At 59.0% G+C, this 14,714-nt stretch carries 15 protein-coding genes; 9 read left to right on the top strand and 6 right to left on the bottom strand.

All coding sequences use genetic code 11. The annotated features are described in order from the left end of the window. The first annotated feature begins 32 nt into the window (after positions 1-32). From F8N66_RS15490 to F8N66_RS15475, 4 genes are all read left to right on the top strand, one after another. The gene (locus F8N66_RS15490) at positions 33-737 is read left to right on the top strand and encodes a murein L,D-transpeptidase catalytic domain family protein (protein WP_150771021.1); all 705 of its coding nucleotides are present in this window, start codon (positions 33-35) and stop codon (positions 735-737) included. A gap of 103 nt (positions 738-840) precedes the next feature. Next, positions 841-2,538 (top strand): copper resistance system multicopper oxidase, encoded by a 1,698-nt coding sequence (locus tag F8N66_RS15485; protein WP_150771020.1) that lies wholly within the window; start codon positions 841-843, stop codon positions 2,536-2,538. 10 nt (positions 2,539-2,548) lie between these two features. Continuing rightward, on the top strand, positions 2,549-3,436 hold the full coding sequence (locus F8N66_RS15480; protein ID WP_150771019.1) for a copper resistance protein B: 888 nt from the start codon (positions 2,549-2,551) through the stop codon (positions 3,434-3,436). Positions 3,437-3,508: 72 nt separating this feature from the next. After that, positions 3,509-4,300: a transporter substrate-binding domain-containing protein gene (locus F8N66_RS15475; protein WP_150771018.1), complete on the top strand. Its 792-nt coding sequence runs from the start codon at positions 3,509-3,511 to the stop codon at positions 4,298-4,300. A gap of 74 nt (positions 4,301-4,374) precedes the next feature. On the opposite strand, the gene F8N66_RS15470 is transcribed toward F8N66_RS15475, so the two are convergent. After that, positions 4,375-4,593, bottom strand: a complete 219-nt coding sequence (locus F8N66_RS15470) for a hypothetical protein (protein WP_150771017.1) — start codon at positions 4,591-4,593, stop codon at positions 4,375-4,377. A gap of 162 nt (positions 4,594-4,755) precedes the next feature. Continuing rightward, positions 4,756-6,891, bottom strand: coding sequence for a DUF4214 domain-containing protein (locus F8N66_RS15465; protein ID WP_412070740.1), 2,136 nt, complete (start codon positions 6,889-6,891; stop codon positions 4,756-4,758). 365 nt (positions 6,892-7,256) lie between these two features. Here F8N66_RS15465 and F8N66_RS15460 point away from each other — a divergent pair, with 365 nt between their 5' ends. After that, a complete protein-coding gene (locus F8N66_RS15460) occupies positions 7,257-7,514 on the top strand; it encodes a DUF6429 family protein (protein ID WP_150771015.1) in 258 nt (85 codons plus the stop codon). 63 nt (positions 7,515-7,577) lie between these two features. Here the strand turns inward: F8N66_RS15460 and F8N66_RS15455 are convergent, their stop codons facing one another. Continuing rightward, positions 7,578-7,928 (bottom strand): DUF6124 family protein, encoded by a 351-nt coding sequence (locus F8N66_RS15455; protein ID WP_150771014.1) that lies wholly within the window; start codon positions 7,926-7,928, stop codon positions 7,578-7,580. 574 nt (positions 7,929-8,502) lie between these two features. On the opposite strand from F8N66_RS15455, the gene dusA reads away from it, so the two are divergent. Both dusA and tal read left to right on the top strand, forming a co-directional pair. Continuing rightward, positions 8,503-9,498: a tRNA dihydrouridine(20/20a) synthase DusA gene (dusA, locus tag F8N66_RS15450; RefSeq protein WP_150771013.1), complete on the top strand. Its 996-nt coding sequence runs from the start codon at positions 8,503-8,505 to the stop codon at positions 9,496-9,498. A 178-nt stretch (positions 9,499-9,676) separates the two neighbouring features. Beyond that, positions 9,677-10,603, top strand: coding sequence for a transaldolase (gene tal, locus F8N66_RS15445; protein ID WP_150771012.1), 927 nt, complete (start codon positions 9,677-9,679; stop codon positions 10,601-10,603). Positions 10,604-10,839: 236 nt separating this feature from the next. Here the strand turns inward: tal and rssC are convergent, their stop codons facing one another. Both rssC and rssB read right to left on the bottom strand, forming a co-directional pair. Beyond that, the gene (gene rssC, locus F8N66_RS15440; RefSeq protein ID WP_096512627.1) at positions 10,840-11,322 is read right to left on the bottom strand and encodes an anti-sigma factor antagonist RssC; all 483 of its coding nucleotides are present in this window, start codon (positions 11,320-11,322) and stop codon (positions 10,840-10,842) included. Beyond that, the gene (gene rssB, locus F8N66_RS15435) at positions 11,322-12,503 is read right to left on the bottom strand and encodes a two-component system response regulator RssB (RefSeq protein WP_150771011.1); all 1,182 of its coding nucleotides are present in this window, start codon (positions 12,501-12,503) and stop codon (positions 11,322-11,324) included. Before rssB ends, rssC begins: the two co-directional genes overlap by 1 nt. A 275-nt stretch (positions 12,504-12,778) precedes the next feature. On the opposite strand from rssB, the gene F8N66_RS15430 reads away from it, so the two are divergent. Further along, positions 12,779-13,078, top strand: coding sequence for a PilZ domain-containing protein (locus F8N66_RS15430; protein ID WP_150771010.1), 300 nt, complete (start codon positions 12,779-12,781; stop codon positions 13,076-13,078). A 56-nt stretch (positions 13,079-13,134) separates the two neighbouring features. On the opposite strand, the gene F8N66_RS15425 is transcribed toward F8N66_RS15430, so the two are convergent. Continuing rightward, on the bottom strand, positions 13,135-13,824 hold the full coding sequence (locus F8N66_RS15425; RefSeq protein ID WP_150771009.1) for a VacJ family lipoprotein: 690 nt from the start codon (positions 13,822-13,824) through the stop codon (positions 13,135-13,137). A 201-nt stretch (positions 13,825-14,025) separates the two neighbouring features. On the opposite strand from F8N66_RS15425, the gene F8N66_RS15420 reads away from it, so the two are divergent. Further along, positions 14,026-14,646, top strand: a complete 621-nt coding sequence (locus F8N66_RS15420; RefSeq protein ID WP_150771008.1) for an HAD family phosphatase — start codon at positions 14,026-14,028, stop codon at positions 14,644-14,646. Positions 14,647-14,714: the final 68 nt, after the last annotated feature.

Here is a 14,714-nt window from a genome sequence, read left to right as displayed (position 1 = left end):
TAGACTCGACCTATTCCTGATGAGATTTACATATGGCGCTACATCGCTTTGGCTTTCTACTCACAGCGCTGCTGTTGACGTCGGCCTTCATCCCCACAGCCTACGCCGATTCGCTTGAAGTCGCGCTGGCCAAAGCCGCTCCCAATGCCAATGCCAAGGTCATCGCCCTGGCCGTACGTGCCACTCAATGCACCCGTGCCCAAGGCGCAGCCCCGGCACAGAGACTAGCAGTGATCGATTACTCCCTGCCTTCGACCGAACAACGGTTGTGGGTGTTCGATCTGAAAAAGCGCAAATTGCTGTTCCACGAGCTTGTCGCCCATGGCCGCAACAGTGGCGAAAACATGGCCACCCAATTCTCCAACCAGAACGAAAGCTTTGCCACCAGCCTGGGCCTGTTCCGCACCCAGGAAAGCTATCGCGGACAGAACGGCTACTCATTGCGCATGGAAGGCCTGGAACCGGGCTTCAACGATAACGCCTTTGATCGTGCAATCGTCATTCACGGCGCGCCGTACGTCAGTCCGGTGCTGGCTCGCGCCAATGGCCGCATTGGCAGAAGCCTGGGTTGCCCGGCGGTTCGGCCGGCAATTGCCCATCGGCTGATCGACTCGATGAAGGATGGACAGCTACTGTTTTCCTACTACCCGGATCAACGCTGGTTGAAGTCCTCTTCCTACATCAATTGTGGGAGCGGCACCGTGGCGTCGTCGGACAAGAGCACCAAGCGCCAGTAACCGCTGCCCCACCTGTCAACACTGTAATCCCCGCCTCAGCCTGTTGAAAGGCACAGCCCGTTAGCCTCGTCGACACGCACACCAGGCTGACGGGAAAAACGGCATGCACTCCAACACTTCAAGACGCACCTTCGTCAAAGGGCTGGCCGCGAGCGGTCTGCTGGGCGGCCTCGGGTTATGGCGCACGCCGGTCTGGGCGATCACCAGCCCCGGCGAACCGCAGGTGCTGGCCGGCAGCGATTTCGAGCTGTTCATCGGCGAAACCCCGGTCAATTTCACCGGCACCCCACGCACCGCCATGACCGTCAACGGTAGCCTGCCCGGCCCGCTCCTGCGCTGGCGTGAAGGCGACACGGTGACATTGCGGGTGAACAACCGACTCAAGGACAGCACCTCCATTCACTGGCACGGCATCCTGCTGCCCGCCGACATGGACGGCGTGCCGGGGCTGAGCTTCAAAGGCATCGATCCGGGCGGCACTTACGTCTATCAATTCAAGGTCCGGCAAAACGGCACCTACTGGTATCACAGCCATTCGGGCCTCCAGGAGCAATCCGGCGTCTACGGGCCGCTGGTGATCGACGCCAGGGAACCGGAACCTTTCGAGTACGACCGCGATTACGTGGTGATGCTGACCGACTGGACTGACGAAGACCCGGCCAGCCTGATGAAGACCCTGAAAAAACAGTCCGGTTACTACAACGACAACCAGCGCACCGTCGGTGATTTCATTGACGACGTCAGCGAAACAGGCTGGGGCGCGACAGTCGCCGATCGCAGGATGTGGGCCGGGATGAAGATGAGCCCCACGGACATCGCCGACGTCAGCGGCACCACCTACACCTTCCTGTTGAACGGCCAGGCGCCGCACGCCAACTGGACCGGCGTGTTCCGCCCCGGCGAAAAGCTGCGCCTGCGCTTCATCAACGGTTCGGCGATGACCTACTTCGACGTGCGAATTCCCGGCTTGAAAATGACCGTGGTCGCCGCGGATGGGCTGCACGTCAAACCGGTGAGCGTCGACGAATTCCGCATCGCGGTGGCGGAGACCTTCGATGTGATCGTCGAGCCGACACGCGAGGCCTACACCCTGTTCGCCCAATCGATGGACCGCACCGGCCATGCCCGTGGGACGCTGGCGGTGAGAGCCGGTTTGTCGGCACCGGTGCCAACCCTGGACCCGCGCCCCCTGGTCAGCATGGCCGACATGGGCATGGGCGCGATGGACCACGACAACATGGCCGGCATGGACCACGGCGCCATGGCCATGCCCGGCATGCAGTCCCATCCCGCGTCGGAAAACGACAATCCATTAGTGGACATGCAGGCCATGTCCACCTCACCCAAACTCGACGACCCCGGTCTTGGCCTGAGGCATAACGGGCGTCGGGTCCTGACCTACGCCGACCTGCGCAGCACCTTCGACGACCCCGATGGCCGCGAGCCCGGCCGCACCCTTGAACTGCACCTCACCGGGCACATGGAGAAGTTCGCCTGGTCGTTCAACGGGGTGAAATTCTCCGACGCCGAACCGCTGCGCCTCAAATACGGCGAGCGCGTCCGGGTGGTGCTGGTCAACGACACGATGATGACCCACCCCATCCACCTGCACGGCCTGTGGAGCGACCTCGAAGACGAGAACGGCGATTTCATGGTGCGCAAACACACCATCGACATGCCGCCCGGCTCGCGGCGCAGCTATCGGGTCACCGCCGATGCGCTCGGGCGCTGGGCCTATCACTGTCATCTCCTGTACCACATGGAAATGGGCATGTTCCGTGAAGTTCGCGTGGAAGAATGAGGCGCCTACCATGATCAGACTGACCCGCTACTTTGTGACCTTCCTCTGCCTCGGCCTGACGCCGCCCTCGGCGAACGCCGCCACCGATGGCATGCCGGGCATGGACCACAGCCAGATGACCGGCATGGACCACGGCGCCATGCACCCCATGAACCACGGCCAGATGCAGACCGCCGCACCGACCGAAAGCCGCACCCCCATCGTGCCGCTGACCGCTGCCGACCGCGCCGCCGTCTACACCAGTGCCGACGGCCATACCCTGCATGACAGCGCGCTCAACAGCTTCTTCCTCGCCGACAAGCTGGAATGGCAGGACGCCGATGACGTCAACACCCTGGCCTGGGATCTGTCGGGCTGGATCGGCGGCGACATCGATCGCCTGTGGCTGCGCTCCGAAGGCGAACGCAGCAACGGCAAGACGCACGACGCGGAAATCCAGGCGCTCTGGGGCCACGCACTTTCGCCCTGGTGGGACGTCGTCAGCGGCGTGCGCCAGGACTTCAAGCCCGGCGCCCCGCAAACCTGGGCCGCCCTCGGCGTGCAAGGTATGGCGCTGTACAACTTCGAAGTCGAGGCCACGGCGTTCATTGGCGAGGGCGGCCAGAGCGCCGCGCGGCTGGAGGGCGACTACGACATCCTGCTGACCAACCGGCTGATCTTGCAGCCGACCGCCGAGCTCAACTTCTATGGCAAAAACGATCCCGGACGCGGCATAGGTTCCGGCCTCTCCAACAGCGAAGCCGGCCTGCGCCTGCGTTATGAAATACGCCGGGAGTTCGCGCCGTACATAGGCGTTACCTGGAACCGCACTTACGGCAACACCGCCGACTTCGCCCGCGACGAAGGTGAAGACCGCAGCGAAACCCGTCTGGTGCTAGGCGTGCGGATGTGGTTCTGAACCTTTTTCAAACCCCTGGAGGTTTCACTACACTCCCCGTTCAAACCACCACACGACACAAGCCCGACAACAATGAAAAACAGCAAAAGCACAATGATGCTCAGCGGCCTGCTCGCCCTCTCCATCAGCGCCCAGGCAGAGCAAGCTCCTTCGCACCTGGACAGCGTCATTCAACAAGGCCAACTGCGCGTCTGCACCACGGGCGACTACAAGCCCTACACCTTCAAAGCCGAAGACGCCGAGTACTCCGGCATCGACATCGCCATGGCCCGTTCCCTGGCCGACAGCCTCGGCGTCAAGGTCGCATGGGTACCCACCACCTGGAAAACCCTGATGCCCGACATGCTCGCCGGCAAATGCGATATCGGCATGGGCGGCATCTCCGTCACCCTGGAACGCCAGAAAAAAGCCTTCTTCAGCACCACCCTCGACGTCGACGGCAAAATCCCCCTGGTGCGCTGCGAAGACCAGGCGAAATACCAGACCCTCGAGCAGATCAACCAGGCCACGGTGCGCCTGGTCGAGCCGGCCGGCGGCACCAACGAAGCCTTCGTCCACGCCTTCCTGCCCAAGGCGCAATTGAAGCTGCACGACAACGTCACCATCTTCCAGGAGCTGCTGGATAAGAACGCAGACGTGATGATCACCGATACTTCGGAAGCGCTGTACCAGCAGAAACTCAAACCGGGGCTGTGCGCGGTGAACCCGACGCAGTACATGCAATACGGGGAAAAGGCCTACCTGCTGCCGCGTGACGACATGACGTGGAAGTTGTACGTGGATCAGTGGCTACATCTGGCGAAGGTAACGGGGAATTATCAGAAGGTGCTGGGGCAGTGGATTGCGGTGCCTGAGGGCAAGTGATGGAGCATTGCTGCGAACACTAAAAAGGGGTGCCCACTTCAGGGGCGCCCCTTTTTCGTTGTTGTCGTTACTAATCAATCGTCGTGCAGCAGGCCGGAGCTGTATTCACCGAAGCTGTTGCCGAGCGCGCTGCCGTGGAAGTTCATCTTGCCGGAATTGCCGGTGGGCCCCGGGCCAAAACCGGCGGGCACTACGTTGTCTTCCGCGTAGCGGTTTGGAGTGCTCACCGAAGAACAGGCGCTCAACAGCACAGCACCGGCGATGAGGGCGACTTTGATGAGGTTTGAGGCCATATTTGTTGTCCTGTGGAGGCGCGGTGGGCGTATGCCTTCATCCTAGGCGGCTGGTCGGGCGGGGATTGTGAAACTTTGAGGGGGGACAGCGTTTGTTCAGGTTCGGCCGCATAAAAAAAGGGCGGCTGAATCAGCCGCCCCTTCACAACACCTGCTATGGAATCAAGCGAGATCCCAGATAACGTCCCAGATCTGGTTCGCCTTGACCCCCACCAGTTTCACCACGGCATCGGTATCGTTGACACCCGCGATACCGTCACCCTTGACCACGAAGGTGTCATTGCCATTGACGAAAGCAACCACCTGCTGCGATGTGCCGAGCGACGCTAGGATGTGCTCGACCGTGAGCGCGCCGGTGTTAGCGGTCGCGATGCCATTGGTGACAGTGAAGTCGCCAAAGGTGCCGGTCCCTTTGGTACCGACAAACGAGCTGAACTCCAGGCGATCAGTCCCCAACTGGAACCCCGTGATCACGTCGAACGCCGCTGCAGTGGAATCCGAGGCGCCACCGGCCACGAGGCTGGACTGCGCTGCAGCCAGTGACAGCAGTGCGTCGACCTTGATTACGTTGCTGTTGAGTTCCGTCGTTGTGCCATGAGCAGCAATATCGGCATTCAACGCGATCAAGGAGTCGTTCACGATTGTCATTTGGGCGTTGATGGCCAAAGCCGCAATTTCGGAACCATGGTCGCTGATTTGCTGGGTGGTCTCATAGCCCGACTGTGCCGTGGTTTTGAACGACGGGTGCAGCGCCGCTAGCGCTTCATACGCCGCAAACTGCGCGAGGGCCAGGTCGTTATCAGCCTTGTCGGCGTTCCATGCATTGTTCGCATTGGAGAACGCGATGAATGCAGCTTGCAACGCAAGAGCTTTATTTGGGGCCCCATCGTAATTGGCCTGCAATACAGAGCGATGTTCAATCAACTCTACCAACTGGCCCTTGCTGGCCTGCAAATCAGCCATCTGATCCAGAGCAGATTTGGATAGATCTGGCAGCACAGCGCCCGCCATATCAGCGTCACTCTGCTCTTTGCGGACATCGGCATACAGACCACTGTCCGGCAGGCCGATCTTGATCACATCGGTAACCTGGTGAGCCACGCCAAGATTGATCACGTCAGCCCCGGCACCCGCCTCGATGATGTTGCCCTTCGGCAGGCTGAACAGGAAATTGTTTTCCACGATTCCGCTGAATACGTTCAACGTCTGAACGCCGGCCGAACCGGTGATGTTGACAAACCCGTCCCCGGAAATGACATGGTTGGAGGCGTTGGCAGCCGACTGCGTGACGTTCGTGCCCGCGGCCAGAATCAACTCGGCGCCGGTTGGCAACTTCACATCGGTGACACTCGTACCCGCCAGCAAGGTGGCCTTCACCCCGCCACGCTCAGCCACGACATCAAGGCCATCGACGCTGAGCTTGATGCTGCCCGTCGCGGTCCCTGCAAACTCCAGTGCGCCATCCAGGCCTTGGCTGACAGTGAAGGTCGCAGCCGGACCACCCGTGCCTGGCGTTGCAACGACCACTGCCGTACCACCCAACGACTCCGGGTTATTCAGCGCGGAAGCGTCAGCCAGCGCTTTGGTGGAAATGTCGCTGATGCTGTTGAACAGGCTGGACAGACTGGAATTGGTGCCAAACGTATTGGCAATGGTCGCCAGGTAGGCCGCCAGCTTCTGTGCAGTTTCCGGCGTGGCGCTCTTGCTCAGCTCAGCCACCTTGTCCAGGGTCGACGAGAATTGATCGAGCAATTCCTGGGTCTGCCCGGAAGCGTTTTTAGGCACCAGCTTGAGCAGCGACATCGTCGAATTCAGGGTGTTGCTGTCGGCAGTGACCGGGGCCAGCACCTTGGCTGCGAGCGCCGTGTCGTTCAGACCGGTTTCGGCAAATGCCAAACCTGCCTGGGCCTTGTTCTGCACCAGCGCGGCATCCAGCAAACCCTGAGCAGACGTGTTGCCTTTGGCGCCATTGAGAATCGCCAACAGGAACTCATCGCGAGTCAGGGTGCCATCCTGCAACTCAGCCCCCCAGTACGCCAGACCGCCGGCATCGGCAGCACGCGCCAGCACGTTGTTGTAAATAGCGTTGATAAAATCGCCGTCCGACAATGTATCCGGATACTTGGAAGCAGTTTCAGACTGACTGTTGACCCAGTTGCGCGCGATGTCCAGCAACGAGCTCTTGCCGGACGCCAGCTCACCTTCCCAGTACGCCAGACCGGAAGCATCCGGGGCACGATTGAAAAGCGCGGTATACAACTCGGCAAGATTCGATTGGTTGCTCATGTCCCTCTCCATTTCCTTTTCTGTCTGGCTCAATGCGCTACCCAGCTCACTACCTGGATCTTCGCAGGCGCTTTCTCTAGCGCACGGGGCGGAAGAGTCTGCAATTTTCACGATTTTGCCAAGACAAATATTGCAAAATGCCATCATTGGGCTAGACGGGTGGAAAAGGGGGATGGTGGATGGTGGAAAGAGGACTGTGGATATTGGGAAGCTTCGTGACGCTGACGAAGAAGACGATGCGTGGCCAGGGCCATCAGGGACAGACTAATGAGCACGACAGAAGAGGTCGCAAACTGCACGGATATCTGGCTGGAAACGTTCAGCTTTCGGCTGGTGGGATATTATTGAGATAAGAGAATACGAGCGGAGCAACGATCATGGAGTACGAGGATAAACTGATTGAAGAAGCCGTTCTTGCCCTGCTGGCAACCTTCAGTTTTGATGATGGTCATGCATGGAAAGGGTTCGATTTCGAGACCATGAACCAATTGCATGAACATGGTTTCATCAGCAATCCTGTCAACAAAAACAAATCGATTTGGTTGACCGCTGAAGGGCTGGAGCATGGCCGGCAGATAGCCGACCGATTGTTTGGGGTTAGAACTCAAACGGGGCATGTACCCGACCAGGACTGAGGGGGACAGATTTATCTCTCCAGTAGTCCTTAGGTAGAAATAAATCCGTCCCCTCAAGAGCTCTCAGGCACTGACAGGCGGATCGATATTATCCAATGCCCGATTGACCAACAGCTCCCCAACGACCGCCAATTGCTGAATCGACAACGCCAGGCTGCGCGGCGAACCTTCAAGCTTGCAAGCCAAGTCAGTGGTGAGGACATTGAGCGACGCCAGGGTTTCGCAGGCGTGGCAAAGCAGCGTTTCAGTGTCGACATTGGGAACGATGGTAAAAACGTGACAGATGGGATCGGCGTGATTCGGATTACGTAGGCGTTTGCTGACAGCGCGATGACTCGCTTTGGAGAGTTCGTCGAGATCGACAGGATCAGCGGTGATTGGCATTTCAGGAGGGTCGGGAGTGATCTTCTTCATTGTCTTCGTTCCTAGAATTACTAAAGGAACTGCCAGCATCACTTCCACATGATGGGTGGCAGCTGTGCGCAGGTGTGGAAGACCGGGGATCTAGGAACCCGGCGCACCCGAAAGTGCCCCGCGCACAGCCGCCATAATTTAACAGCAGACATCAAAAAAGCGCCTGCTTAAATTCAGGTGGCGCCTGTGCGCCTAGATCTAGTGAAGGGCTTCCACACCCTTGTCGCTGTATTGCAGCGACGGGGGGAGGCTATCTAAGTAGGTAATGGTGTACAAGATGGGAGATTTCGACAGAAATAGCGGGAAACGTCCTACAACTGGATATCTCCGTAAACGAGGGGATGTTTGCACCTTCAAATGGTGGGTTGAAATGGTTTTCTCTAATTCCCATCCTGATAACTACAGGGAAAATGCGGGAAATGGAGATGAATCTAATTTCTCGCCATTTTCTGTCAATCCCCGCAATGCCCAAGATCAACTGCTCCAACAGCCGGCACTAGACTCCCTTCAGCCCCACAGACCCCATTCCTGTTAAACTCCCCCACCTCCCAGCCACACCAATCCCAGACCCCCAATGCCCGCACCCATCGCCACACCCGCCCCGCTCTCCCGCCGCTTTTCCGTCGCACCGATGATGGATTGGACTGACCGCCACTGCCGGTTCTTCCTACGCCTGCTATCCAAAAACGCCCTGCTCTACACCGAAATGGTCACCACCGGCGCCCTTCTCAATGGCGATCACGAACGTTTCCTGCGCCATAACGAAGCCGAGCACCCGCTCGCGTTGCAGTTGGGTGGCAGTGTTCCGCTGGATCTGGCGGCCTGCGCGCGTATGGCACAGGACCATGGTTACGACGAGGTGAACCTCAACGTCGGCTGCCCGAGTGATCGGGTGCAGAACAATATGATCGGTGCGTGCCTGATGGGGCATCCGCAGTTGGTGGCCGATTGTGTGAAGGCGATGCGTGATGCGGTGTCGATTCCGGTGACGGTGAAGCATCGTATCGGGATCAACGGGCGTGACAGTTATGAGCAGTTGTGCGATTTCGTCGGGACGGTTCGCGAGGCCGGGTGTACGAGTTTTACCGTGCATGCACGGATTGCGATTCTGGAGGGGTTGTCGCCGAAGGAGAACCGTGACATCCCGCCCCTGCGCTATGACGTGGCGGCGCGGTTGAAGGCGGATTTTCCGGAGCTGGAGATTATTCTCAATGGCGGTATCAAGTCGCTGGAGGCGTGCCACGAGCATTTGCAGACGTTCAACGGGGTGATGCTGGGCCGTGAGGCTTATCACAACCCTTATGTAATGGCGGAAGTGGATCAGCAGTTGTTCGGTAGCACGGCGCCGGTAATTACGCGGGCCGAGGCGCTGGCGCAGTTGCGGCCCTATATTGCCGCACACCTGGATGCGGGTGGCTCGATGCATCACATCACTCGGCATGTGCTGGGGCTGGGCACCGGGTTTCCGGGGGCGCGCAAGTTTCGGCAGTTGTTGTCGGTGGATATCCACAAGGCCAAGGAACCGTTGGCGTTACTGGATCAGGCGGCGGCGTTGCTCGAAGGGCGTTGATCGTCAGTCGTGTTGAACCTGTGGTCGGTTTTGACATCGTATTTATCGATACTGCGCCCTGCCTTTCAAACAGCCGTTTTCAGGTTGTTGCCGCGGGGACCGTCGATACACGAACGCACCCTTGAGTGGCTGTCAGCGCTCGGGTAATGTCATCAGACCCATAGGACAGAGCACGCCCATGACTTCCAAGCTGGAACAACTCAAACAAATGACCACCGTGGTTGCCGATACCGGCGACTTCGAAGCGATCGCTCGCGTGAAACCGGTGGACGCTACCACCAACCCTTCCCTGCTGTTGAAAGCGGCGGCCATTCCCGGTTATGCCGATTTGCTGAACGCTTGCGTCAGTGACTGCAAGGGCGATGTCGGCCTGGCCAGCGACCGTTTTGGCGTTGCGGTGGGGCAGGAAATCCTGAAGGTGATTCCCGGGCGTATCTCCACTGAAGTGGATGCGCGTTTGTCGTTCGATACCGACGCCGTTTTGAAGCGTGCGCATCGTCTGATCGAGCTGTACGAAAAGTCCGGGATTGGCCGTGACCGCGTGCTGATCAAGATCGCCTCCACCTGGGAAGGCATTCGCGCCGCCGAGATCCTGGAAAAGGAAGGCATCCAGACTAACCTGACCCTGCTGTTCTCCTTCGCCCAGGCAGCTGCCTGTGCCGACGCCGGGGTGTTCCTGATTTCGCCGTTCGTGGGCCGTATCTATGACTGGTACAAGAAAGCCACCGGCAACGAGTACACCGGCGCGGACGATCCGGGCGTGCAATCGGTGACGCGTATCTACAACTACTACAAGGCCAACGATTACAAAACCGTGGTGATGGGTGCCAGTTTCCGTAACCTGAGCCAGATCGAGCATCTGGCCGGTTGCGACCGCCTGACCATCAGTCCGGATTTGATCGACAAGCTGGCGGCGGACACCGGCAAGCTGGAACGCAAGCTGGCGCCGGGGCATGCCGGTGAAGCGCGGCTGAACCTCAATGAAGCGCAGTTCCGCTGGTTGTCCAACGAAGACGCCATGGCGACCGAGAAGCTGGCCGAGGGGATTCGTCAGTTTGCCCGGGACCAGGAGAAGCTTGAGGCGCTGTTGCAGGCCAAGCTGTGATCTGAAGGGTTGGTGTGCAAAAAGGGCGAACCCTGCTGGGTTCGCCCTTTTTTGTGTGCGATTGATAGCGGGTTGGTTTTGCGCTGATTTGTGTGGTGCCTGGAAGGACGCCTTCGCGGGCAAGCCCGCTCCCACAAAGGGCTTGCGATGCAGTCACATAGATAGAGAAAGCGGAGGACTTGTGGGAGCGAGCCTGCTCGCGAAGGGGCCAGTGCGGCCCACATCACATCAAGGAATCAATGCCGCTCCAGCGCATTCACCAGGTCATGAAACGCTTCCCGGTTGGAATCGTTCAGGCCCATGAGGATCTTGTGCGCTTCAAGCACCTTGATCCGCACCACTTCCTCGGACTGATCCTGGTCCGGCAAGTCGTCCAGGCATTCCGGGCACGCCACAGGCTGGTCAACGATGTTGAACACTTGTTCGAAGCCCATGGACTGCAACAGGCGGGTAATGTCTTCGTGGGTGGTGACGACAGTCGGCAGCAGGCCGACTTTTTGCCGCGACAGGATCGACAGCTTGGCCAGCAAGCCAAGGGTCGTGCTGTCGATGCTGCGGGTTTCGGTCAAATCGATCACGATCGCGTTGAAATTCATCGCGGTGAAGATTTTCTCAATAGTCGCATCCAACGCCGAACACAGGGTCAGGCGAACTTCACCGACGAACTTGAGGACGAACGTGCCGTCCTGCTCGGCGAACTGGATTCTACCGGTACTCATTAAAGATTCCTGCTCAACACCAACAGGGCGATATCATCCGGCATCTCCCCTAGCGTGGCCAATCCAAAAACCTGCCGCAGACCATCCAGGCTGCCGCCCGCTGCCTTGACCCGTTGGGGCAACGCAGCCTCTTTTTCTTTGAGTGTGGGTTCTGGCAAAAGGTCCAGAATGCCATCAGACATCAGCGTCAGGCTGAACGTCGGCGGCAGCTCCAGCACGTGGTCTTCGTAGGTGGCTTCGTTGAAGAGGCCCACCGGCAAGCCACGCCCTTCCAGATAACGAACACTGTCGGGTGTGTACAACACTGGCAACGGCAAATGACCGCCGATGCTATAGGTCAACAAACCTGTCTCCTCGTCGATGACTCCACCGACCATTGTGACGTGTTTACCCAGCTTACAACTGATCAGGCCCCGGTTGATATGACCAAGCACCTCTGAAGGCTTGAATTCTGGCAATGTGCCGCTGCGCTTGGACTCGAACAGCAACCGCGTGGTCATGAACTTCAGCAGTACGGTGACGAAGGCTGAAGAGGCGCCATGACCGGAAACGTCCGCCAGGTAGAACGCCACGCGGCGCTCGTCGACCCGGAAATAGTCGACGAAATCACCCGACAGGTACAGCGACGGGATGATCTGGTGGGCAAACTTGAATTCGTCGATGGTCCAGGGGCTGACCGGCAGCATGTTCATCTGCACCTGGCGACCGGCATTCTGGTCTTCCTGGAGCAGGTTCAGGCTGGCGGCCAGCTCGCGGTTGGCTTTTTCCAGCTTCTCGCGGTAACGCTGGTTTTCCAGCAGCAGGCGCGCACGATCCAGGGCCCGACGCACAGAGTGCTCGAGCACCGCCAGATCTTCGAGGGGCTTGATCAGGTAGTCCGCCGCGCCCAGGCGCAGCGCCTCGACCGCGTCGTTCATCACGCCGGCACCCGACACCACGATCACCGGTGTCTGCGGCGACAGCTGGGTAACCTGGCGAATGAGTTCGAGTCCACCCATCTGCGGCATGCGCAGATCGCAGATGACCAAGTCGGGCTTGTCTTGCTCGAATACCTGTAGACCCTGCTGGCCATTGCTGGCCTGCAAGACGCTGAAACCACTGTCTTCCAAATAGGCGGCGAGGCTCGCGCGCACTACTTCGTCATCATCGATAATCAGCAGCGTGGCACTGGTTTTTGGCATGTGGGCAAACGGCGCCAGAATTAGGTTGGCGTAGCGGCTCGGGTTTTGGCCCGGCTCACGCTACTGGATTCGCTTTCTAGCCTCTCTGTTGCACTGTTTTCGAGCGCTTGCCCTACACAGATGTCCATCAGAGGTGCCCTTCTAAGGCGCAGACGGTACTCCCATCCGCGAGGCGTTTCAAGCTCACGCCGATGGTCGCTTGACGTCTACACTGTTCAAATCACCGGGAGTTATAAGAACAGTCAAAACCGTAACCCAATGGAAGGATAAAGCCCATGAGCCAAACCCGTCGGGACTACAGCGAAAAGCGCGATTTCATCCGCATGCGGGTCGATGCCGATGTGTCGCTGATTCACGAAGGCGATGAGGTGCCAGCCGTCTGCATCGACCTTTCCAGCAGCGGCATGCAAGTGCAGGCGCCGCGTTTGTTCAAGGTGGGTGATCGGCTCAACGTACGCATCGAGTCCGATCACGCCGCGCTCAAGGGGCTCGAAGCCGACACCGAAGTGGTGTGGGTGAAGGAGCAGCACGACGGCGCTCAGAAACTTGGCCTTACAATCATGAAGATGAAGTAACCCGATCCAGACAAAAAAGGCAGCCCGAAGGCTGCCTTTTTCGTAACGGTCAGGATTCAAAAATCGTCTTCGACCTGGCCGTCCTTGACCTTGAATTCGCGGTTCTGCAGGTAGGCGTTACGAATGAAGGTGTATTTGTCGCCGGTGATCAACTTCTCGGATGACAGCAAATTCGCCCGGGTATCGACAATGTTCAGGCCGAAGATCGAATTGCGCACCGGCACGTCGTTGATGTAGCGGTATGGGCCGGTATAACTGTCGACGTACTTCGATGGCGCATCACGCAAGGTGCTTGGACCGAGCAGCGGCAGCATCACGTACGGACCGCTGCCCACGCCCCAGTAACCCAGGGTCTGGCCGAAGTCTTCGTCGTTGCGTTGCAGGCCCATCTGGGTGCCGACATCGAAGAAGCCCAAAAGGCCGAAGGTGGTGTTGAAGATGAGCCGTGCGGTGTCGACACCGGCTGCCGCGGGCTTGGCCTGCAGGATATTGTTGGCCAGGTTGGTCACGTCACCGACGTTGCGGAACATGTTGTGGATGCCGTCTTCGAGGAACTGCGGCGTGACGAACTGATAGCCCTGGGCCAGAGGCTTCAGCGCATAGGTGTCGACCACGTCGTTGAAATTGTAGATCGGACGGTTGATGCTTTCCCAAGGGTCGTCTTCCGATGCTGCCTGGGCAACAAACGGGACCAGCAACACGCTGGCACACACACAAAGCTGAGCGAGATGATTGCTCAAGCGCATAGAAAAACTCCTTGGACTTGTACCGTCGTCGAGCGCTGGGCTCGACGCAAAGACCGCTAGTATAAGACGCAAATGCCATTTTAGGCAGCATTGCACCCGAAGGCCGGCGCGTGATTGCTGCCAATTGTGAGGGATTCACATCCATGTCACGCAACTGTCACCGACGTTCCCTAGCCTTGAGGCTATTTCAGGGACGTTGACATGCCGCTCGCCGAAACCTCGCCTCAAACCGCGCCCAAACTGACCGCCGTGCTGTTCGGGCTCAGTGGTTGCCTGGTGGACTTCGGTGCGCGCACGCGCCTGTCTGGGGGCCATTCGGCCGAACACGCCGAAGCCACGCTTGGCGCGCTCGACAGTCTGCACAGCTTGCAGCGCCAGCAAATTCCCTGCGCCTGGCTCGATGAATTGCCCCCCGCCCTGAGCCACCCCCTTTCCCGTGCGCTGCCAGAATGGATCCAGCCATCGCAACAACTTGCAACAATCCAGCCATGGCCGGCACCGAATGCATGCTGGCACGCGTTGATGGCGCTGAACGTCGAACAACTCGACGGTTGCGTGTTGGTCAGTGGCGAACCGCGCTTGTTGCAATCGGGGCTCAATGCCGGCCTGTGGACGATCGGGCTGGCGTCCTGCGGCTCACTCTGCGGCCTCTCGCCCGTTCAATGGCACGCCTTGTCGCCACAGGAGCAGGACATCAAGCGCGGCAAGGCAACGGTGCAACTGTTTGGCCTGGGCGTGCATTCGGTGATCGATCACCTCGGCGAGCTCGACACCTGCCTGGCGGATATCAGCTTGCGCCGACTCAAGGGCGAAAAGCCCTGATCGCCGCCGCACACCTATGAAGCATGCAGGTTACGTGGGAGTGGATTAATCTAAAGGAAAGCCATAGA

The sequence above is a fragment of the Pseudomonas fluorescens genome (assembly GCF_902498195.1).
Lineage (GTDB): Bacteria > Pseudomonadota > Gammaproteobacteria > Pseudomonadales > Pseudomonadaceae > Aquipseudomonas > Aquipseudomonas fluorescens_BU.
Note: the sequence above shows the minus strand (reverse complement) of the source record. Positions and strands in the feature narration are given on the sequence as shown.